General features: G+C 65.6%; 20 protein-coding genes and 2 pseudogenes. 12 read left to right on the top strand and 10 right to left on the bottom strand.

The window, feature by feature from the left end; translation table 11 throughout:
* Window positions 1-39: 39 nt before the first annotated feature.
* The 3 genes from QX121_RS27485 to QX121_RS27475 all read right to left on the bottom strand — a co-directional run bounded on the left by QX121_RS27485 (window position 40) and on the right by QX121_RS27475 (window position 4,011).
* The gene (locus QX121_RS27485; protein ID WP_315758050.1) at window positions 40-900 is read right to left on the bottom strand and encodes a DUF1499 domain-containing protein; all 861 of its coding nucleotides are present in this window, start codon (window positions 898-900) and stop codon (window positions 40-42) included.
* A gap of 133 nt (window positions 901-1,033) precedes the next feature.
* On the bottom strand, window positions 1,034-2,251 hold the full coding sequence (locus tag QX121_RS27480; protein WP_315776223.1) for an MFS transporter: 1,218 nt from the start codon (window positions 2,249-2,251) through the stop codon (window positions 1,034-1,036).
* A 131-nt stretch (window positions 2,252-2,382) separates the two neighbouring features.
* Window positions 2,383-4,011: a fatty-acid--CoA ligase gene (locus QX121_RS27475; protein ID WP_315776224.1), complete on the bottom strand. Its 1,629-nt coding sequence runs from the start codon at window positions 4,009-4,011 to the stop codon at window positions 2,383-2,385.
* 120 nt (window positions 4,012-4,131) lie between these two features.
* Between QX121_RS27475 and QX121_RS27470 the strand changes: the two are divergent.
* Window positions 4,132-5,196 (top strand): annotated as a pseudogene (locus tag QX121_RS27470) (extensin family protein); the annotation flags it as partial.
* A 579-nt stretch (window positions 5,197-5,775) separates the two neighbouring features.
* On the opposite strand, the gene QX121_RS27465 reads toward QX121_RS27470, so the two are convergent.
* On the bottom strand, window positions 5,776-6,456 hold the full coding sequence (locus tag QX121_RS27465; RefSeq protein ID WP_315758048.1) for a L,D-transpeptidase: 681 nt from the start codon (window positions 6,454-6,456) through the stop codon (window positions 5,776-5,778).
* A gap of 343 nt (window positions 6,457-6,799) precedes the next feature.
* Here QX121_RS27465 and QX121_RS27460 point away from each other — a divergent pair, with 343 nt between their 5' ends.
* Together QX121_RS27460 and QX121_RS27455 are read left to right on the top strand one after the other, a co-directional pair.
* Window positions 6,800-7,777: a magnesium transporter CorA family protein gene (locus QX121_RS27460; RefSeq protein ID WP_315740897.1), complete on the top strand. Its 978-nt coding sequence runs from the start codon at window positions 6,800-6,802 to the stop codon at window positions 7,775-7,777.
* A gap of 318 nt (window positions 7,778-8,095) precedes the next feature.
* Window positions 8,096-8,413 carry a hypothetical protein gene (locus tag QX121_RS27455; protein ID WP_409999188.1) on the top strand — a complete coding sequence of 106 codons (318 nt, stop codon included), beginning with the start codon at window positions 8,096-8,098 and terminating at the stop codon, window positions 8,411-8,413.
* 275 nt (window positions 8,414-8,688) lie between these two features.
* Here the strand turns inward: QX121_RS27455 and QX121_RS27450 are convergent, their stop codons facing one another.
* Window positions 8,689-9,441 carry an SDR family oxidoreductase gene (locus QX121_RS27450; RefSeq protein WP_315776225.1) on the bottom strand — a complete coding sequence of 251 codons (753 nt, stop codon included), beginning with the start codon at window positions 9,439-9,441 and terminating at the stop codon, window positions 8,689-8,691.
* Window positions 9,442-9,581: 140 nt separating this feature from the next.
* Window positions 9,582-10,232: a pyridoxamine 5'-phosphate oxidase gene (gene pdxH / locus QX121_RS27445; protein ID WP_315740895.1), complete on the bottom strand. Its 651-nt coding sequence runs from the start codon at window positions 10,230-10,232 to the stop codon at window positions 9,582-9,584.
* A gap of 125 nt (window positions 10,233-10,357) precedes the next feature.
* On the opposite strand from pdxH, the gene QX121_RS27440 reads away from it, so the two are divergent.
* Window positions 10,358-10,762 carry an RT0821/Lpp0805 family surface protein gene (locus tag QX121_RS27440; protein WP_315740894.1) on the top strand — a complete coding sequence of 135 codons (405 nt, stop codon included), beginning with the start codon at window positions 10,358-10,360 and terminating at the stop codon, window positions 10,760-10,762.
* A 112-nt stretch (window positions 10,763-10,874) separates the two neighbouring features.
* Complete coding sequence (locus QX121_RS27435; RefSeq protein ID WP_315813529.1) at window positions 10,875-11,834, top strand: DnaJ C-terminal domain-containing protein; 960 nt, start codon at window positions 10,875-10,877, stop codon at window positions 11,832-11,834.
* Between the two features lie 365 nt (window positions 11,835-12,199).
* On the opposite strand, the gene QX121_RS27430 is transcribed toward QX121_RS27435, so the two are convergent.
* Together QX121_RS27430 and QX121_RS27425 are read right to left on the bottom strand one after the other, a co-directional pair.
* Window positions 12,200-12,973, bottom strand: coding sequence for an anti-sigma factor (locus tag QX121_RS27430; protein WP_315813528.1), 774 nt, complete (start codon window positions 12,971-12,973; stop codon window positions 12,200-12,202).
* A gap of 91 nt (window positions 12,974-13,064) precedes the next feature.
* On the bottom strand, window positions 13,065-13,553 hold the full coding sequence (locus QX121_RS27425; RefSeq protein WP_315740891.1) for a sigma-70 family RNA polymerase sigma factor: 489 nt from the start codon (window positions 13,551-13,553) through the stop codon (window positions 13,065-13,067).
* Window positions 13,554-13,758: 205 nt separating this feature from the next.
* Here QX121_RS27425 and fabI point away from each other — a divergent pair, with 205 nt between their 5' ends.
* The 4 genes from fabI to QX121_RS27405 all read left to right on the top strand — a co-directional run bounded on the left by fabI (window position 13,759) and on the right by QX121_RS27405 (window position 17,667).
* Window positions 13,759-14,592, top strand: a complete 834-nt coding sequence (gene fabI / locus QX121_RS27420; protein ID WP_315813527.1) for an enoyl-ACP reductase FabI — start codon at window positions 13,759-13,761, stop codon at window positions 14,590-14,592.
* 26 nt (window positions 14,593-14,618) lie between these two features.
* Window positions 14,619-15,218: a histidine phosphatase family protein gene (locus QX121_RS27415; protein ID WP_315758041.1), complete on the top strand. Its 600-nt coding sequence runs from the start codon at window positions 14,619-14,621 to the stop codon at window positions 15,216-15,218.
* Window positions 15,219-15,332: 114 nt separating this feature from the next.
* Complete coding sequence (gene aroC / locus QX121_RS27410; protein WP_315740888.1) at window positions 15,333-16,418, top strand: chorismate synthase; 1,086 nt, start codon at window positions 15,333-15,335, stop codon at window positions 16,416-16,418.
* Between the two features lie 58 nt (window positions 16,419-16,476).
* Entirely contained in the window at window positions 16,477-17,667 is a 1,191-nt protein-coding gene (locus tag QX121_RS27405; protein ID WP_315813526.1) for an adenylate/guanylate cyclase domain-containing protein, read from the top strand.
* A gap of 12 nt (window positions 17,668-17,679) precedes the next feature.
* On the opposite strand, the gene clpS is transcribed toward QX121_RS27405, so the two are convergent.
* Window positions 17,680-17,985 (bottom strand): ATP-dependent Clp protease adapter ClpS, encoded by a 306-nt coding sequence (gene clpS, locus QX121_RS27400; protein ID WP_035654766.1) that lies wholly within the window; start codon window positions 17,983-17,985, stop codon window positions 17,680-17,682.
* 225 nt (window positions 17,986-18,210) lie between these two features.
* Between clpS and QX121_RS27395 the strand changes: the two genes are divergently transcribed.
* Together QX121_RS27395 and QX121_RS31700 are read left to right on the top strand one after the other, a co-directional pair.
* Window positions 18,211-19,065 carry a DUF1194 domain-containing protein gene (locus QX121_RS27395; RefSeq protein ID WP_315772915.1) on the top strand — a complete coding sequence of 285 codons (855 nt, stop codon included), beginning with the start codon at window positions 18,211-18,213 and terminating at the stop codon, window positions 19,063-19,065.
* Window positions 19,066-19,237: 172 nt separating this feature from the next.
* The gene (locus QX121_RS31700; protein ID WP_409999379.1) at window positions 19,238-19,894 is read left to right on the top strand and encodes a hypothetical protein; all 657 of its coding nucleotides are present in this window, start codon (window positions 19,238-19,240) and stop codon (window positions 19,892-19,894) included.
* On the opposite strand, the pseudogene QX121_RS31695 reads toward QX121_RS31700, so the two are convergent.
* Window positions 19,835-19,972 (bottom strand): annotated as a pseudogene (locus QX121_RS31695) (nucleotidyltransferase domain-containing protein); the annotation flags it as partial. The gene QX121_RS31700 and the pseudogene QX121_RS31695 sit on opposite strands and share 60 nt — an antisense overlap.
* A gap of 199 nt (window positions 19,973-20,171) precedes the next feature.
* Between QX121_RS31695 and QX121_RS27385 the strand changes: the two are divergent.
* Window positions 20,172-20,744, top strand: a complete 573-nt coding sequence (locus QX121_RS27385; protein ID WP_315740882.1) for a septal ring lytic transglycosylase RlpA family protein — start codon at window positions 20,172-20,174, stop codon at window positions 20,742-20,744.
* Window positions 20,745-20,808: the final 64 nt, after the last annotated feature.

Below are 20,808 nucleotides of genomic sequence, written 5' to 3'. Positions count from 1 at the left end.
ATTCCCTATTCGCTACTCCCTATTCGCCATTCGCCCCGCTCACTTCTTCACCGTCTTCGCATTCCCCTTCGCCGCCACCGGCGGCGGCGTGACCTTCTTCACCGGCTTCTGCGCCTCGGCCTCGCCGGCGTTGGACAGGTCCTCGATCAGCTTGGTCACGCGCGCGGCGTTGCTGCCGATATCGGACTCGAAATAGCGCGAGGCGGAGCGGACGTCGACGCGGGAATCCTCGCCGTCGGGCTGGATGCGGATCGAGATGTCCTCGCGGAAGCCCATGATCGGTGTGCGTGCGACCGCCTCGATGCGGCCGACGCGGCGCGGCGGCTGCGGCGCGCGCTCGTCGACCACGAACCATTTGCGCCGGTTGACCAGCTTCAGGGCGATCGCGTAGGCGCGATCGGGCGGCAGCTCGATCTGCACCGGCTCGATGTCCGGATAGAATTTCTGCTGCTGCTCGGCCGAGTACAGCCCGGCATAGACGGCCGTGTTGGTGCCGTCGCCGTTGCGGAGCGGCGCCAAAGCCTCGAAGCGCGGCGGATCGATCGGGTCGGTGGTGATGTCGTAGATCTTCGGCAGCTTGCGGTACTGGAGCGCGAGGTAGGCCGGATAGGCCAGCACCACGGCGTCGATCATGAAGGCGAGCAGAATCCGGCTCATGCCGCGGCTGCCGTTGCGCCAGATCGCGACGAAGGCGGCAAGTCCGAGCAGGATCGACAGCGCGGCAAGCCCCAGCGCGCCGAAGAACGTCGCCAGCGCCGGCTTCATCTCCAGAAAATCGAAGCGCAGGATCAGGATCGAGACCAGCACGGCGACGACCGAGAACACCGCCAGATTGCGGGTCCAGGTCGCGAGGCTGGAGATCGGCTCCGACAGATAGGGGGCGTGAAACCTGCGTGCCATCGTGTCAGGAACTGCCGGGTTGGGCCGCTGCCTGCATTGCGCCGGGCGGCCGGGTCATCCGTGTGAGACCACGCGGATGGGGTAAATTCAAGAGGCGTCTGGTCCGGAGAGGGCGGATGATCCGGACACCGTCTCAGGTGCTTTCGCTGGGGCGGATACGCAAGGCCGTCAGCATCAACAGGACGGTCGTGATGGAGAATGCTGCGCCGGTCGTGAACGTCGCCCGCGGCCCATAGGCGTGCCACAGCCAGCCCGCCAGCAGGCTTGCGACGAGCAGCGCACCGCCGGTGACGAGGTTGAAAAGGCCGAAGGCGGTGCCGCGCAAGTCCGGTGGGGCGGTATCGGCGACCATCGCCGAGAGCAGCCCCTGCGACAGTCCAAGATAGAGGCCCCAAAGCGCAACGCCGATCGCGGTGCCGATCAGGCCGGGCAGGAATGCCAGCGTCAGGTCGGCGGCTGTCAGCACGACGAGGCCACAGGTCAGCACGTTGCTGCGGCCGATATGGTCGGAAAGGATTCCGGCCGGCATGGCCACGCCGGCATAGACCAGGTTCATCAGCACGTAGACCAGCGGGATCAGGAATAGGGGAAGGCCGTCGGCCTGCGCCTTGAGCACCAGGAACGCCTCGCTGAAGCGGGCCAGCGCGAATACCGCGCCGATGGCGACCACGATCCAATAGGCGCGTGGTAGCCGGCACAGCTCGCGCGCATGGATCGGCCAATCGCGGCGCGGCACAGGCGCGGTCTCCACCGGTTCGCGCAGGCCGAACAGGATCAGCAGCACGGCGAGCGCGGCCGGCAGTGCCGACCACCAGAACACCGCGCGGAAGTCGTTGGCGTAGAGCGCCATCAGTGCCACGGCGAGGAGGGGACCGGCAAAGGCGCCGACCGTGTCGAGCGCCTGGCGCAGGCCGTAGCTCGCGCCGCGGATGCCTTCCGGCGTCACGTCGGCTATCAGCGCGTCGCGCGGCGCCTCGCGGATGCCCTTGCCGATGCGGTCGACGAAGCGTGCGGCGAGGATCTGCCACGACGTGCTGGCGAGCGGAAACACCGGCTTGGTCAGTGCCGCCAGCCCATAGCCGATCCCGACCAGAAGCTTGCGCTTGCCGATCCGGTCCGACAGAGCGCCGGAGAACACCTTCGTCACCGCCGCGGTGGCCTCGGCCACGCCTTCGATCAGGCCTATGGTCACCGTAGAAGCGCCGACCACGGTCGCGAGGAAGATCGGCAGCAGCGCGTGGATCAGCTCCGAGGAGATGTCCATCAGGAGCGACACCAGCCCGAGCGTCAGCACCGTCGACGGCACGTCGCGCCATGTCGTGCGCGCGGTCCGTGGTCCTGTCGTGTTCATCGCGGCATTGTAGCGATTGGATCTCGTCGAGCCTTGCGCCACGTCAACGCTGTATGCCGGCGGCAATGCAGAACGGCCTCCCCGGTGATGGAGAGGCCGCTCGTAATGATGCGCCGTTGGACGTGGCCTGCTCAGGCCGCGGCGTTGGGGAAGCGATAGCTCTTGAACTGGTCGCGCAGCGCGGTCTTCAGGATCTTGCCGGTTGCCGTGTGCGGAATGCCGTCGACGAAGGCGACGTCATCGGGCATCCACCATTTGGCGATCTTGCCTTCCATGTATTTCAGGATGTCCTCGCGCGTCGTCGTCTGGCCGGGCTTCAACTGCACGATCAGCAGCGGGCGCTCATCCCATTTCGGATGATAGACGCCGATGACGGCAGCCTCGGCGACGGCGGGATGGCCGACCGCGAGATTCTCCAGGTCGATCGAGGAGATCCATTCGCCGCCGGACTTGATGACGTCCTTGGAGCGGTCGGTGATGCGCATATAGCCATGTTCATCGACGGTGGCGACGTCGCCGGTGTCGAAGAAGCCTTCATCGTCGAGGATGTTGCTGTCGACCTTGTAGTAGGCCTTCGACACCGCGGGTCCGGACACCTTGAGCCGGCCGAAGGTCTTGCCGTCCCACGGCAGCTCGGTGCCGGCATCGTCGGTGATCTTCATCTCGACCCCGAACGGGGGGAAGCCCTGCGTCTGCAGCACATCGAGCTTGGCGTCGCCGTCGGCGCCGAGGAACGGCGGCTTCAGGGTGGCGAGCGTGCCGATCGGGCTCATCTCGGTCATGCCCCAGGCGTGACGCACGCCGATGCCCATGTCGAGGAAGGCCTGGATCATCGAGCGCGGCATCGCCGAGCCGCCGCACACCACCATCTTTAGATGCGGCAGTTTGAGGTTATGCGCCTGCATGTGCTGCAGCAGCATCAGCCACACCGTCGGCACGCCGGCGGTGTAGGTCACCTTCTCGGTGTCGAGCAGCTCGTAGACGGACGCGCCGTCGAGCTTGGGGCCGGGCATCACCAGCTTGGTGCCCATCGAGGGAGCGGAGAAGGCAATGCCCCAGCTGTTGGCATGGAACAGCGGAACCACCGGAAGCATTGTGTCTGCTGCGGACGTACCGAGCGAATCCCGGCTATTGGCCATCAACGCATGCAGCACGTTGGACCGATGCGAATACAGCACACCTTTCGGATCGCCCGTGGTGCCGGACGTGTAGCACATCGCGGCTGCGGTGTTCTCGTCGAAGGTCCCCCAGGCGAAATCGCCGTCGGCCTCGCCGATCCACGATTCGTAGGCGACGGCGTTCTTGAGCGTCGTCTGCGGCATGTGTGCGGCGTCGGTCAGCACGATGTAGCGCTCGACGCTCGGCAGCTTGTCGGCGAGCTTCTCGAGGATCGGCACGAACGTCAGATCGGTGATGACGATGCGGTCCTGGGCATGGTTGATGATCCAGCCGATCTGCTCGGGAAACAGGCGTGGATTGACCGTGTGACAGATCGCGCCGATTCCCATGATGCCGTACCAGACCTCGAGATGGCGGCCGGTATTCCAAGCGATGGTGGCGACGCGGTCGCCCAGCTTGATGCCGTCGCGCGTCAGCTTCTGCGAGACCTTGAGAGCGCGGTCGTGGATTTGCCGATAGGTGGTGCGAACGATGGGGCCTTCGACCGAGCGGGTCACGACCTCCTGGGAGCCGTGGATTGTCGCCGCATGCTCGATGATCCGGTGACAAAGCAGGGGCCAGTCTTGCATCAAACCAAGCATCAGGTCGTTCCTCCGGTATTCGCTTGCAGCGAGGGTCTTTTGGTCTCTTTGGTCAATTTTAGCGCGTGCCGCATCCGACGCAAATGGACTTGTGATGGCCACGACGTCGCGCCGGGCGTGATGGTTAGCGCTGTGGCCGTGGCGATCGCATTGAGCTGGCTCATGGCGGCGCCGGCGGCGGCCGCGAAATCAGCGCACCGCAGCCCGCCCGCGGCCTCTGAGCTCGCTGCGAAGCTGGCCGATGGCGTTGCCAAAGTGCCGCTTCCGCAGCCGCGGCCGGCCGACGCGCCGGCGCGGGAGGCGGCCAAGGGCGAGGATGCCGCTCCGCGCGACGAGGCCAGCACCGGTCCGAAGGTGGATGCCAAAGCCCCGCCGCCGCCTTCGGCTTGCAGGCTGGCCCTGACCGAAGAGGTCGCGATCGCGCCGTCGATTCCGCCGATCAAGGGTCCTGGCGGCTGCGGCGGCGAGGATCTGGTGCGGCTGGAGGCGGTGGTGCTGCCTGACAAGCGCAGGGTGGCGCTGACGCCCGCGGCGACCATGCGTTGTCCGATGGCGACTGCGGTCGTCAATTGGGTGCGCGACGATGTGGCGCCGCTGGCCGAACGGCTCGGCAGCGCGGTCACCGCGCTCGACAATTTCGATTCATATCAGTGCCGCGGCCGCAACAATGTCAGCGGCGCGCAGCTATCGGAGCACGGCCGTGCCAATGCACTGGACGTCCACGGCTTCGGGCTGGCCGACGGCCGCATGATCGATCTCACCGACCGCACCCAGCCGCGCGATTTGCGCGAGGCGGTGCTGCACGCGGTGTGCACCCATTTCTCCACGGTGCTCGGCCCCGACTCCGACTGGTACCACGAGGATCACATCCATCTCGACCTGATGGAGCGGCGGAACAATTACCGGATCTGCCAATGGGACGTGCTCGACCCGCTGCCGAAGGTCGCGCCCTTGATGCCGGCCGCCCGGCCTGACGATGCGCCGCCGCGCGAGACCGAACAGGCCGGCACTGAACGCTCCAGGAAGACCGCGAGCACCCCGGCCGAGCGCAACGGCACCAGTCGCGGCGTCTCGGCGGAGATGGAGGCCGGAACGTCTACCGCAGCGGACGGCACCGCTCCGTCAGCTGACGAGGGGACCGAACGGTCCGCCGTGGAAGAGCGCTCTCCCGCGCAAAAACCAGCTGATTCGGCCCGCAATCGGCGCACGGCGTCAAAGCCGGCGCCCGAGCAGCAAAAGGTCGAAGCCGCTGCGCCAGAGGCGCGATCCTCGACCGCCAAGCCGCCGGCAGGCGGTCCATCCGCAGTGTCGGACAAAACCCGCGATGCAGCCGGGCGCGACCAGCGCGCGCAGACGAGCCAGAATGGGGAGCGAGCCTTGCCCTCGAAGCCGGCGTCGCGGAAGCGCCATCACAGTCGCCGAAGCTGGGATCCGTTCCGTGGATTGTTCTAGCGCGTGATGAGATGAGGTCTGGTTGCTAGCTGCGAACGAAGGTGCGCTCCCTCTCCCGCTTGCGGGGGAGGGCTGGGGTGGGGGTGTTGCCGCGATTGAGGCTGCCCGAGCGGAGAGAGCCCCCACCCGGCGCTTCGCGCCGACCTCCCCCGCAAGCGGGAGAGGTGAAGCGAGCCTGCGGTTAAGTCGATTCAACCAAGAGGCATCGCGCTCTAGCGCCCAAAACAAAAGAGCGCCGGTTGCCCGGCGCTCTCAAAGAAGGATGCTAAACGCGTTTCTCGGCTTTTGAATTTCGTCCGCCGCAGGCGATGCTTACTGCATCGCGGCGTAGGTGCCGCCGCCCTGCAGCGCCATCTGCGGCTTGTAGGGCGAATCACCCTTCTTCGGATCCAGCACCACGACGATGGTGCCGACCTTCACCCGGTTATAGAGATCGATCGCATCCTCGTTGGTCAGGCGGATGCAGCCCGAGGAGATCGAAGCACCGATATATTCCGGCTGGTTGGTGCCGTGGATGCGGAACAGCGTGTCCTTGCCGTTGGCATAGAGATACATCGCGCGCGAGCCCATCGGATTGTCCGGACCGGCCGCAACGTAGGTCGGGACGCCCAGGCGCTCGATCTCGCTCTTGGTCGGATGCCAGGCCGGCCATTCGGTCATGGCCCCGACCTTGGCGATGCCCGACCACGCCATCGCCTCTTCGCCGACGGTGATGCCGTAGCGAATCGCCTTGCCGCCATCGAGCACGTAATAGAGGTAGTGGCTGTCGGAATCGACCACGATGGAGCCCGGGGCTTCCTTGCGGTGATAGTCGACGATCGCGCGCCGATAGGGCTCGGCCACCGGCGTGTTGGTGTAGCGGATCTTCGCGAGAAGCTCCTTGTCCTTCGGCTTGAAGGCCTGGGTGTTGGTCGCCTCGTACGTCGTGGCCTGCATGCAGCCCGACAGCATCAGGCCGGCGGCCAGGAGTCCGAGTTTCACCTTCAGCGACATGTCACCAATTCCAATCGACAGCTGACGTTGCAATGACACGGCCGCGCCACTGCAGCGCGATTCCACATGTCCCATTATCGTCAAAATCGTTCTCAATTCCAGCCGCTACACGCACAGGTCACGCTGCAGCGCCGCGATTGTTGCTTTTTTGCCGCAAAGTTGCGGGCAGTCATCCACAGCTGTGCTCCGAATGGCACGGTCATGCCCCCCTGGGCGCTGCGCGAGAGGCCGCGGAGCATGGGCCTGAAAAGTCCATGGACCGGGCCCGCAAGCTGCGTCACAAGGCAGCAGCATCCCACCGCTAAGTCCCCGAAATTCACGTTTCGCGATTCGGAGTTTGTCCATGTTCTCGGTGTTCGTCCCGTCGGAAGCCGCGCTGAAGAAGGTGGCGGTCACCGATCCCGCGGCTCTGCCCGAGAATGCGGTGTGGGTCGACCTGGTCAACCCGAGCAATGCCGAGGATCGGGCCGTCGAAAAGCTGGCCGGGATTGCGGTGCCGACCCGCGAGGACATGCAGGAGATCGAGATCTCCAGCCGTCTCTACATCGAGAACGGGGCCCGTTACATGACGGCCACGCTGATGTGTCACTCGGATTCCGATATGCCCAGGACCACGGCCGTCACCTTCATCCTGGCTGGCCACCGTCTCGTGACGGTGCGCTACGACCAGCCGCGCCCCTTCGCCGTGGTGGAGGCCAAGCTCGCCCGCAACTGTGCGCCCGGGATCACCGGCGAGATGGTGCTGATGGAGTTGCTCGATGCGGTAATCGACCGCTGCGCCGACATTCTCGAGAAGGTCGGGGCTGATATCGACCAGGTCAGCCACGAGATCTTCGAGCCTAACAATGAGCGTCACGGCCATGCCAAGCAATATTCGCAGATCCTGATCGCGATCGGCCGCAAGGGCGACCTGACCTCGAAGGTACGTGAGAGCCTGGTGTCGATCGGCCGCCTCGTCACCTTCCTGTCTGCGGTGGTCGAAGGCGTGAAGTGGTCGAAGGACATGCGTGAGCAGCTCAAGACCATGCAGCGCGACGTCGCTTCGCTGACCGACCACGCGTCCTACCTCGCGAGCAAGATCACCTTCGTGCTGGATGCGATGTTAGGCGTCGTCAACCTCGAGCAGAACAACATCATCAAGCTGTTCTCGGTGATGGCGGTGGTGCTGATGCCGCCGACCTTGATCGCATCGATCTACGGCATGAACTTCAAGATGATGCCGGAGCTCGAATGGGTGCACGGCTATCCGATGGCGCTGGTGCTGATGCTGATCTGTGCGATCGTGCCGTACTACATCTTCAAATTGAAGAAGTGGCTGTAGTGCCGCTGGCCTGAAAATCCAGGCTCTACGCGAGAGGGACGAATCTGCGCGAGGCCTGCGGCATTGTGCCGTCATTCCAGGCGATGCCTCATTCGCGCCCTGTTGTTAGCAGCGGCGTAGACATGTCATTGATCGATCGTCATGCTGTCCGTCGCTATGCACTTAAGGTGACACAAGCGGTGAGATGCAACACATAATAGGAAATACTTGTTAGGCCGGCTGCAATGCCGCTGCAAAGCTGCCCCAATTCCTCAGGTAAAATTTGATGGGAACGCTGAACGTTTGATCGAAACTTCTCTGCGATAAATCTGCACCAGCATGACAAACAACGAGCGCCTCGGCGCGTGGCATGCAAGGCAGAGCTCGAGGGCGCGTTCATCGCGCCTTATCCAAGAGGCGGCGGCAATGGTTGAGAAACGCATAATGGCATCGAACAACGTGATCGATCTTGCCAGCTATCAGCGCAGCCGCGCCGACATTGTCGTGGCGTTGTCGCCGCGTACCTGCCGCTACTGCGGCGCCGAACTCGAGGACGACGAGCGCGATGATGATTGCTCCAGCGCTCTCAACGTCGAGTCCGACCGCCTGCGCTGGCGCGCCGCGCAGATTCTGCGCGGTTTGGTGTGCGAAGGCTGAACGACCGTTCTCGACTGGGCGGTATTCAGGCAATGCCGCCCGCGCTGCCAATGATCGGAAATTCGGTGCGCCGATCCCATCCCATGAACAGCGTTCCCTCCGGGAGCGCTGTCTTGTTTGTGGTGGTCGGTAGGTTCCGTAGCGATCTTCGGAGATGGCGTTAATCGCGCCTTCGTCCGGTCATCCGGAACTTGCCGAACGTGGCAAGCCGCTATGAACCAAATCGCCGCTATGAACCAAATCGAAGACGGGCAAGCGTCTCTGCGTCGATTGCCTCAGACGTGCTGGCCGCCGTTGATGTGGATCTCGGCGCCGTTCACGTAGGAGCTGGTCTCCGAGCACAGCACATAGATGATCTTGGCAACCTCGTCGGGGGTGCCGAGGCGCTGCATCGGGATCTGCTCCTGGACGATCTTCTCGGTGCCCGGCGACAGGATCGAGGTGTCGATCTCGCCGGGGGCGATCGAGTTGACGCGGACGCCGACCCGGCCGAAATCCGACGCCATCTCGCGGGTCAGGGCGGCCAGCGCCGCCTTGGAGGTCGCGTAGGCCGCGCCCGCGAAGGGATGCACGCGCGAGCCCGCGATCGAGGTGACGTTGACGACGGAGCCCTTGGCCGCCTTCAGCTCCTTGATCAGGCCGCGCGCCATCATGATCGGCGCAAAGAAGTTGACGCGGAAGACGTGATTCCAGGTGTCGAGGTCGGTGTCGACGGTGCCGAGCCGGGCGCCGCCGGCGCCCTTCGGCGAGATCGCGGCGTTGTTGACCAGCGCGTGCAGCTCGCCGCCGTCGATCCGCTGTTTGATCTCGGCGATCGCGCGCACGGTGTCCTCGGGATCGGACAGGTCGACCTGGACATGGTCCTCGGGGCCGGCGCCCCACGGGCATTCTTCGGGAAAGGGGTGCCGTGAGCAGGTGAGGACGCGCCAGCCGGCAGAGGAGAAGCGGATCACGGTGGCATGGCCGATGCCGCGGCTGGCGCCGGTCAGCAGCATCGTGCGCCGTGGCTGGTTGGAAGAGGTCGGCATGAATTGCGTCTTTCACGATCCCGGACGGATCAACTTACCACAATGGTTGGTGTGTTCGGCGCCTGATTCACGCGCGCGATGGCGATTCGTTGGCGCGTCGGACGCCTAGAGGCCGGGCGCAAGCGCGCGCGGCGATCCCCCTACGGATACATCCGCACTTTGGTCCAGGGCTGGCCCGAAGCCTCGCGCCGGAATTCGATGCGGTCGTGCAGGCGGAATGGCCGGTCGTGCCAGAACTCCATGCTGACGGGCGTGATGCGCCAGCCGCTCCATCCTGGCGGGCGCGGCACGTCGCCGATGATGTATTGCGCGGCGACCTTGGCGATCGCCTGCTCGAACGCGAAGCGGCTTTCCAGCGGCTGCGACTGCTTGCTGGCCCAGGCGCCGAGCTGCGCCTGCTTCGGCCGGGTCGCGAAATAGGCGTCGGCCTCTTCGTCGGTCACCGGCGTCACGAGGCCGCGGATGCGGACCTGGCGGCGCAGCGACTTCCAGTGAAACAGCAGCGCGGCCTTCGGATTGGCGGCGAGCTCGCGGCCCTTCTGGCTGGCCTTGTGGCTGTAGAAGACGAAGCCGTCCGCGTCATAGCCCTTCATCAGCACCATGCGCACGTCAGGCAACCCACTGTCGTCGACCGTTGCCAGCGCCATCGCATTCGGATCGTTGGGCTCGCTCTTGCCGGCTTCGGCAAACCACGCCGCAAACAGCGCAAACGGCTCGCCGGCCTGGGTAAAATCGGCCGATGTACCGGATGTTAAGGTTGTCTGGTGTTTGATGCTCGTGGGGTCGGTCATGTGTATGGGGAGTCCGAGTTTTGCGTTCACCCGCGGCCAGGCGCGTGCAAGTCCATTCTGGTCCGGCCCTATATAGGGCATCGGTCCGGCTTGGCCTATCCGCGATCGGTCATGCCGGCACCGCTTTGACACTCATTCTAATCGGCTTGTCCGGCAGCGGCTGCAGCCTGTCGCACCCTGAAACGGCCTTTGCCAAGATGGACGATGCAGAGGTCACCGGCGCGATCAGCCCGCCGCCCGAGCGCGAGCCGACCGAAGCCGATCTCGCTTTTGCCCGCAACGCTGCGTCGGACGTGCTGACCAAGGGGACCAAGGATTCCAGCCAGCCCTGGCAGAATCCGCAGACCGGCGCCCGCGGCTCGGTGACGCCGATCGCCAAGTCCTACACCGCGGACAACGGCCGTACCTGCCGGGATTTCCTGGCGAGCTACGTCAACGGCAAGACCGAGCGCTGGCTGCAGGGCTCGGCGTGCCGGATCGAGCGGGGGCGATGGGACATCCAGACGCTCAAGCCCTGGCAGCAAAGCTAGCTGGGATCGTCTGAAACCCGTTGCAAAAATACAACGGACTCCCCAGATGAAATGCAAAGCGGGCGGGGAGCCCATAGGTTAGTATCTGACTTTCTGTAAGGAGACGTGACGGATGCGCGACCCCTATGAGGTCTTGGGGGTGCCGCGAAGCGCCAGCGCTGCGGCCATCAAGAGCGCCTATCGCAAGCTCGCCAAGAAGCACCACCCCGACAGCAACAAGGATGATCCGAAGGCATCGGCAAGGTTTGCCGAGATCAGTTCTGCCAACGAGATCCTGGGCGACGAGGAGAAGCGCAAGCAGTTCGATCGCGGCGAGATCGATGCTGACGGCAAGCCGCGCTTCCAGGGCTTTCCTGGTGGCGGCGCCGGGCGCGGCGGTCCAGGGGGCGGCTTCGAGAACTATACCTTCCGCAGTGGCGGCGGGCCGGGCGGCGGCTTCGGCGGCGGCGGTTTCGAGGACATTCTGAACAGCATGTTCGGCGGCGCCCAGCGCGGCGCGCGCGGCGGGGGCAGCCCGTTCGAGTTCGACGCCGGCGGTGTCGGCCTCGATCTCGATCTGAAGGTTGCGATGTCGGTCTCGCTCGAGGAGTCCGTCAAGGGCGGCGAGAAGCGCGTGCGGCTGCCGTCGGGCAAGGAGCTCAACGTCAAGGTCCCCGCCGGCGTCACCGCCGGCCAGCAGATTAGGCTGAAGGGGCAGGGCGAGAGCGCGCCCGGACACCGGCCGGGTGATCTCCTGATCACCATCCAGATCGCGCCGCATCCGTTCTTCAAGGTCGAGGGCAGCGACCTCAGGCTCGATCTGTCGATCACGCTTTACGAGGCGGTCCTGGGCGCCAAGGTGAGGGCGCCGACGCTCGGCAGCGCGGTCGAGCTGTCGATCCCGAAGAACACGTCCAGCGGCCGGACCTTCCGGCTCAAGGGCAAGGGCTTGCCCAAGAGCGATGGCTCGGCCGGCGATCTGTTCGTCACCACCCGGATCGTGCTGCCCGACGGCAACGACGCCGAGCTCGAGGCGCTGATGACCAAGTGGCGCGATCGCCATCCCTACAATCCGCGCAGCAACCTCTCCTGAGGTTGCATTTCGCAGGTATATCGGCTAGAAGTTGAAGTGCGAGCTGGAAAGCTAAAAAGTGCGGCCTCGAAAGGGGGACCAGCGCGGTACAAAACCCCAATCGAGGCCGCTTCCGTGTCGATCGGCGGATCGAACACTCCTCATTTTTTCGTGAACATTTGGCGCTATATTGAGACGTGCCGGTGACCGGATTCCAGATTTCCGGTGACCGAATTGCGGCGCCGACCTTGGCGTGTCCCCCTGCGCGGGAGGACGCAGGCACCGCTTCCCCTCGCTCATCTCCTGCAGCCTGCGAGCAAGCCCTTCAGATCGTATCGGGAATTGTGACGGTGCTCGTGGGGGCCACGATCTCCGGCGTCTCGCCGCTAGCCGCCCGTCCGTTCGGACTGATCATAAACAAGGCGCGCAACCTGGGTGAGACGCGTCCGGTCGCTGCTGCCGCTGACGACGTAGCTGACGCCGCGCTCCGCCCAGGACAGCGCAGCGGTGGTGCCCTGCGCCGTATAGCGCATCTCGGCCGCCTCGATCCCGACCTTGGTCGCATACACCGTGAAGCGCTCGCCGGACGTGCTCTCATACATCAGGAAGGAGGCCGGGCCGGTCGGTCCCGGCAGCAGCCGGCCACCGACGAGCTTCAGTCCTGTGGTTTCCAGCTCCGGCGCCTGCACGGTGCGACCACAGCGCCGCGTCAGCCATTGCTGCAGATGGGCCTTCTCGTCGCCGGGGACCTCGACCGGATGGCGCACCTCCACGACGTAGAGCCGGTGCGCATCGAGCGCCTCGCCGGCGAGGGCCTGCAGCGGCGACGGCGAGGACGCGGCGCCACGCGCGACCCAGCCGACCGCGCCGCCGACCGCGAAGGCCGCCACGCTTGCCGCTATCGCACCGATGACCCAGCGCCGCGGCTGGCGTTCCAGACCGTCGAGGTCGAGCCGCGGCGGCACCGGCTCGTTGACGATCGAATCGTAGCGGGCGTGAAGCGCCTCGGCCATGCTGCGCCAGGATTGCACCCGCTCGGCGTCCGCCGGATGCTCGGCCAGCCAGCGCTCGACGTCGCTGCGGCGCTCGGCCGGCAGCTCGCTGTCGACATAGGCGTGCAGCTCGTCTTCGGTGACGGGAATGGTCGGGTCGGTCATCATCGGGATCTCATGGCAATCGAGCGGCTGCGGCGATGCGCGGTCGCTGCAGGCTTGAGCAGGCGAACATGGCAGGGCGGCTTTTGTGCAGTGGTCATTTCACCCTCCGCAGCGCCGGCCGCTCGCCCTCGAGCACGGCACGGACATGGGCGCGAGCGCGGGCGAGGCGGGACATCACGGTGCCGATCGGGACACCCTGGATGTCGGCGACCTCGCGGTAGCTCATGCCTTCGAGCACGACGAGGAGAAGCGCTGCGCGCTGCTCCTCCACCAGGGTCGCCAGTGCGCGCTCGATGTCCCGGCCCTCGGCCTCGGTGCCGCTGGCGTCGGGATTGTCGTCCCGAAGCGGCATGAAGTGGGGCCGGCGCGCCAGTGAACGCCGGCGGTTCTTGTTCAGATTGGTCAGGATCGTGTACAGCCAGCTCCTGATGTCGCCGCCCAGGAACAGCCGTTCCGAGCGCAGCGCCCGCACCAGCGTGTCCTGGACCAGCTCGTCGGCCGCGTCCATGTCGCGCGCCAGCGCCCGGGCATAACGGCGCAGTGCCGGAATCATGGCCTCGACGCTCTGGCGGAACGCGTTCATGGAATGCCCTGCGGCTGTTCGCTGCGATGAGAAGGGCGCAGGCCGCAGCCTGTGCCTTGCAAAGATCATAACACCGCGATGACGCGCCTATTCCGGGCCGCAAGCCCTGCGGGGAGTTTGCCACAGAGCGGGCGGAATGGGGCTGTACCGGGCCAGACCGGTGGTGTACGTCCAGTCCTTAATAATCAGTTCGATGGGAAGCCGCATGGCGCAGATTTCAGGTTTGATGCAGGGCAAGCGCGGGGTCGTTCTCGGCGTGGCCAACAACCGCTCGATCGCCTGGGGCATTGCCAAGGCGGCGCGTGCGGCGGGCGCGGAGATCGCGCTGACCTACCAGGGCGACGCGCTGAAGAAGCGGGTCGAGCCGCTGGCGGCCGAGCTCGGCGGCCTCGTGCTCGGCCATTGCGACGTCACCGATCCCGCCACCATCGATGCGGTGTTCGACGTGCTCAAGGAGAAGTGGGGCAAGATCGATTTCGTCGTCCACGCCATCGCCTTCTCCGACAAGAACCAGCTCGACGGGCGCTACATCGAGACCACGCAGGACAATTTCTCCAAGAGCATGCTGATCAGCTGCTACTCGCTGACCGCGATCGCGCAGCGCGCCGAGAAGCTGATGACGGACGGCGGCTCGATCATCACGCTGACTTATTACGGCGCCGAGAAATGGATGCCGCACTACAACGTGATGGGCGTCGCCAAGGCCGCGCTGGAGGCCAGCGTGCGCTATCTCGCCGCCGATCTCGGCGAGAAGAACATCCGCGTCAACGCGATCTCGGCAGGACCGATCAAGACGCTGGCCGCCTCGGGCATTGGCGACTTCCGCTATATCCTGAAGTGGAACGAGTACAACGCGCCGCTGCGTCGGACCGTGACCATCGACGAGGTCGGCGACAGCGCGCTGTATCTCTTGTCCGACCTGTCGCGCGGCGTCACCGGCGAGGTGCATCACGTCGATTCCGGCTATCACGTCGTCGGCATGAAGCGGCCCGAGGCGCCCGACATCTCGCTCAGCAATTCCGTCGGCGCCAAAGAATAGCGTTCAAGGAATAACGTCAACGCGCAATGCCACGGCCCACGATCTACTACATCCGCCACGGCGAGACGGAATGGAATGCGCTCGGCCGGCTGCAAGGCACGCAGGACATTCCGCTGAACGCGCTCGGGCAGGTGCAGGCGGTCCAGGCCGGCAACATCCTGGCCGAGATCGTTGCGCGCAACGGCCATGATGCGGCAGGCCTGCCTTACGTCGCGAGTCCGCTCAGCCGCGCCCGCGCGACCATGGAGCTGGTGCGTGAGACCCTGAGGCTGCCGGCCGAGGGCTATGCGCTCGATGCCCGGCTGCGCGAGATCGGCTACGGCAAATGGGAAGGGGCGACGCTGCCGGAAATGCAGGCGGCAGATCCCGCCTTCTATGCCAGGCGTCTGACCGACAAATGGTCGCTGGCGCCCGAGGGCGGCGAGACCTATGCCGACGTCGAGCGCCGCGTGCGCGACTGGTACGATGGGCTGTCTGGCGATATCGTGGCGGTCGCCCATGGCGGCACGGCGCGGGCGCTGATGGTCGCCTTGGGCTTCGAGACGCCGCACGGCGCCGTCGACCTGCCGATCCAGCAGGGCGCGGTCTATGTGTTCGGCGAGAACGGGTTCGAGAAGTACAGTTAGTTATCCCCGTCATTCCGGGGCGCCTCGCAGAGGCGAACCCGGAATCTCGAGAGTCCGGGTCTGGTCCTTCGGACCATCCCGGAATGACGGTTTTTCCGATTGGGTGATCAGCTCATGTCCTTCAACACCTTCGGCCACATGTTCCGCGTCACCACCTTCGGCGAGAGCCATGGCGTCGCCATCGGCTGCGTCGTCGACGGCTGTCCGCCACGCATTCCGCTGACGGCCGAGGAGATCCAGCGTGATCTCGACCGCCGCCGTCCCGGCCAGTCGCGCTTCACCACCCAGCGCCAGGAGCCGGACCAGGTGAAGATCCTGTCCGGCGTGATGGCCGATCCCGACACGGGAGCGCAGGTCACCACGGGCACGCCGATTGCGCTCCTGATCGAGAACACCGACCAGCGCTCCAAGGACTATTCCGAGATCAAGGACAAGTTTCGTCCGGGTCACGCCGACTTCACCTACGAAGCCAAGTATGGCCTGCGCGACTATCGCGGCGGCGGCCGCTCCTCGGCGCGCGAGACCGCGACGCGCGTTGCGGCCGGCGCCGTCGCGCGCAAGGTCCTGCCGGACGTGAAGGTGCGCGGCGCGCTGGTGCAGATGGGCCCGCACAAGATCGACCGCGGCAACTGGGACTGGGACGAGGTCGCGCGCAATCCCTTCTTCTGCCCCGACAAGGACAAGGCGGCGTTCTTCGAGGACTATCTCGACGGCATCAGGAAATCCGGCTCGTCGATCGGCGCCGTGCTCGAGATCGTCGCCGAGGGCGTGCCGGCGGGACTTGGCGCGCCGCTCTACGGCAAGCTCGATGCCGAACTCGCCGCGGCGATGATGAGCATCAATGCCGTGAAGGGCGTCGAGATCGGCGCCGGCTTCGGCGCCGCCGAGCTGACCGGCGAGGAGAATGCCGACGAGATGCGCTCGGCCAATGACGGCACGCGCTTCCTCTCCAACAATGCCGGCGGCATTCTCGGCGGCATCGCCACGGGGCAGCCGATCGTGCTGCGCTTCGCGGTCAAGCCGACCTCGTCGATCCTCACCCCGCGCCAGACCGTCGACCGCTCAGGCCAGGAGACCGAGATCCTGACCAAGGGCCGGCACGACCCGTGCGTTGGCATCCGCGCGGTTCCGGTCGGCGAGGCGATGATGGCTTGCGTGCTGGCCGATCACCTGCTGCGCCATCGCGGCCAGGTGGGGTAGACGCACGCGGCCGCCGCGGCTGTTTGCTGTTGTCACGCTGCTCGCTTAATGTTGTCCCATGGACATCCTCAAGCTGCAGGAGATCAAGGACTGGCTGGTCGACGGTGCGCGTTCCGCAGCGACGCCGGGCCAGATGATGTCCGAATGCTGCGAGCGGCTGGTCGGGCTCGGTGTGCCGTTGTGGCGCGTCGGCGTGTTCGTCCGCACCCTGCATCCGGACATTGCGGGCCGCAGCTTCATCTGGCGGCCGGGAGCGGAGGTCGAGACCTCCACCGTTGATTTCGGCTTTGAGAGCCGCCCGATTTACAGGAGCAGCCCGCTCGCGCTCGTGTTCGAGAGCGGGGCGGAATTCAGGGCTGATCCTCGCGGCTCGGAGGCCGAGCGCTTTCCGATCCTGATGGATGTGCGCGCGGAGGGGGCGACCGACTATCTCGCGCTGCCCTTGACCTTCGTCGATCGGGCGATCCATGCCTCGAGCTGGACCACGAGGGATCCCCATGGCTTCAGCGAGCAGCACGTGAACGCAATCCGGTCGCTGATGCCGGCCCTGGCACGCTACACCGAGATCGTCACGCTGCGCCGGACTGCCTCGATGCTGCTGGACACCTATGTCGGCAACAGCGCCGGCGAGCGCATTCTCGGCGGCCAGATCCGCCGCGGCCATACCGATACGATGGATGCGGCGATCTGGCTGTCGGACCTGCGCGGCTTCACGCCGTTGTCGGACCGGCTGCCGGCCGAAGACGTGGTCGAGATCCTCAACAACTACTTCGACTGCCAGGTTGCCGCGATCCGGGAGCAGGGCGGCGAAGTGTTGAAGTTCATGGGCGACGGTCTGCTCGCGGTGTTTCCGATTCCCGAGCAGGACGGTGATCCGAGCGCGGTCTGCGGGCGCGTGCTCTCGGCGGCGCGGACCTCGCGCGCCAGTGTCGATGCGCTGGAATATGCGGTTGGCGGCCGGGTCGAGCGCTTTCGCTTCGGCGTCGCCCTGCATGTCGGACGGTTGCTCTATGGCAATATCGGCGGCGGCAACCGGCTCGACTTCACCTGCATCGGCCCGGCCGTCAATCTCGCCGCACGGTTGGAGAAGATGGCCGCGCAACTGCAGCGGACGGTGGTCGCGTCCGAGGCCTTTGCCGGCGCCTGTCCCGAGCCGCTGACCGATCTCTGGACCGATCTCGGTGAATTTCCGATCGCTGGCCTCGCGACCGCACAACGTGTGTATGGGCTGCGTGAGGAAGGGAATTAGTTCGCCGCCGGCTCAGGTCTCCGGCTCGGTAGTGAACAGCAGCGGGTATCCCTTGGCGCGGCCGGCATCGGTCGCGCGCGTCGCCTTGGTCTCGGCGACGTCCTTGGTGAACACGGCCACCACGCAGACGCCGAGCTTATGGGCCGTGATCATGACCTTGTAGGCCTGGTCCTCGGTCATGCGGAATTCCGCCTTCAGGATCATCACCACGAAATCGCGCGGGGTGAAATCGTCGTTGACGAGGATCACCTTGTAGAGCCGCGGACGCTCGGTCTTGGTGCGTACCTTCGTCTTGGGCTTGGTGACGGCATCGTTCATTCTAAGGGCGCGCCTGTGTTCCTGATGCGGCAGTCGAGCCACGATACAGGCTTCGGCCGCTCCGGGAAACCACGGGCTGCATGCCTTGCGCGATGGGCGCACGCAGCTGTCTGACATCCGGGCAAACCCCGGGGACTAACCGGAATGTGAATGGATGTGTGCGTTCCCGCTTTGCGCTCTGCGGATTGCATGTCACCATCATCAGACGCGATTGGAGGGCAGCTCATGCGCTGGTGGATCTCGATCGGGGTGGCGTGTCTGGCAGGCGCCTTGGCCGGCGGCGACGTCGCCACCGTCGTGGCAGCGCCGAGGGCCCAGCCGGCGCAGCAACTGAGTGAGAAGGAAGCGTCCGTCGACGTCGAGCTGATCCTCGCCGTCGATGTGTCCTACTCGATGGATCTGGACGAGCTGGCGATCCAGCGCGAAGGCTACGCCCAGGCGCTCAGCTCGCGCGAGTTCTTGCAGGCGCTGAAGAGCGGCGTGCACGGCCGCATCGCCGTGACCTATTTCGAATGGGCGGCCTCGAGCGACCAGAAGATCATCATTCCATGGCGCCTGATCGACGGACCGGAAAGTGCCGACGCCGTGGCCGCCGAGATCATGAAGACGCCGATCCGCCGCGCGTCGCGCACCTCGATCTCGGGCGCGATCTACTTCGCCATGCCGCTGTTCGATGAGAATCCCTATCGCGGGCTGCGGCGCGTCATCGACATCTCCGGCGACGGGCCCAACAACAACGGTCCTTCGCCGGTGACGATCGCGCGCGACGAGGCCGTCGACAAGGGCATCACGATCAACGGCCTGCCGATCATGGTCAAGGAGCCGTCCTACTCGACCATGGATATCGAGAATCTCGATCTCTACTACAAGGATTGCGTGACCGGCGGCCACGGCTCGTTCGTGGTCACGATCAAGAGCCGCGACGAATTCAAGGAAGCCATCCGCACCAAGCTGCTGATGGAGGTCGCCGGACGTACACCGCCGCCGCGCATCGTGCCGGTCGCCGACGATGCCGACAAGGAGCCGCGCGTGTCCTGCACGATCGGCGAGAAGATCTGGCAGGACCGCTGGGGGCGGTGACCAGCTGGCCCGGGCTGCCGAGCAGACGAGCGCGTGGGGAGGCTTGATTGGTAAGGCGCCGCGATCTCAGCCGGCCGTCGCAGCATGGACCAACGCCTGTTTCAATTCGGCCTCGACCTCCCGCAGGCTGCGGAGCGCCGCACCGAATTCGCCATTGCCGATCGATTGCCAGATGAGCTCCACGCGCCGCGAGACCGCCGAGCGCCAGTCCAAACGTCGCGGCCTCCTTGAGCGCACCCTTCTCGTTGATCAGGTAGCGCCCGTTGACCGCAAACAGCACCTGCGCAAGGCAGGCGAGGGCGCGATAGGCGCAGCCCGCGACGTGGGTATGGTCGCCACGCCCGACAGCCAACTCGGCATTATCGATGCTGAATGCGATCTCCCACTGGAAGCGCGCAATAATCGCGTCGCGCAGGCGGCGCGGATAGGGCGTGCAGCGCGACTTCAGTCTCGCCAGCAGTTGCGCGGGATCGTGCAGCGGGCGGCAGAGCGCGACCTCGCCCATCCAGATCGCCGAGACGAAGCCATGCGGATGGCCTGGCTGGTAGTGCATCTCGATCCGCCCTTTCCGGCAGTCGTCGATCACGCCGCCGACCGCATCGATCTCGCGATAGAGCAGGTCGACTTTGTGCCCGTCGATTCTGAGCCAGCCGCCGCCGACGACCCACTGTCCCCAGCCGCCGACCGCCGTCAGTTCGACCGTTTGCGGGTCGTCGACGAGCCGCCGCACTGCTTCGCGCAGCGCGTCGGTGTCGAGGTCGTGCCTGGATGCGATGTAGAGCCCGACGTCGTAGTCCGAGCCCGCCTGCGCGGTGCCGCGCGCACGTGATCCACCGAGCGCGATGGCGCGCAGTCCCGGGACATCGGCAAGTTCGCCAACGATGCGAGTCAGCAGCGGGTCAGGCATTCACGTGTTCTCCCAGGATGACAGTATGAAGTTCTTGCGTGGAAAAACTCCACAGGGCCGCCGTTCAGGCTGATCTGTTGCCATTAAGCCACAATCTCCCAAAAACCAGGGGTTGTACCTCTCGCAGGTTTCCCTTTGCCACCGTGCCGCCGCGATTGGGCCGCGACCATGAGCGGGTTGAGGCGGAGGCGCACAGAACATGCGTATCATCGACCGGACAGCCCATCCCGCGCAGCGCGTCAGGCGCTCGTCAGTCATCCAAGGTCCGCGTGCAGGGCTCGCTTGCCAACTTCTCAGGGCAGCGCTGGTGTGTGCGGCGGCGGCTTCGCTCGCAGCCTGCGCGCAATCATCGGCGGTCCGGCAGGCGCGCTGGGCGGCGCCGACGAAGCAAGCCGGAGCCGAATTCCGGCCGCAGGTGCAGCGTGCGGAGACGGCGCCGGAGTCAGTGGTGCGCGTCCGGCGGGCCGAGCTCAGCCCGCCGCCGGCGCACTCCGGAGCGTCCGGTCTCGCCAGCTACTATTCGGAAGGCCAGAAGACCGCGAGCGGCGAGCGCTTCAATCCCTCCGAGCTGACGGCCGCGCATCGCAGCCTGCCGTTCGGCACGCGGCTGCAGGTCACCAACGTCAAGACCGGCCGCTCCGTGGTGGTGCGCGTCAATGATCGCGGACCGTTCGTGCAGGGGCGGGTGGTCGACGTGTCCTACTCAGCCGCGCAGGCGCTCGGCATGGTCAACTCCGGCGTCGCGCCGGTGAAGGTCAGCGTGGTCAGGTAGACATGTCCTCGTCATCGCGAGCGTAGCGAAGGATCCAGGGCCAAGAAGAATGCCTGCGTTGCTT

It is taken from the genome of Bradyrhizobium sp. SZCCHNR2028 (genome assembly GCF_032380995.1).
Taxonomy (GTDB): Bacteria; Pseudomonadota; Alphaproteobacteria; order Rhizobiales; family Xanthobacteraceae; genus Bradyrhizobium.
The sequence above is the reverse complement of the archived record's forward strand: the minus strand, read 5'-3'. Positions and strand labels throughout refer to the sequence as shown.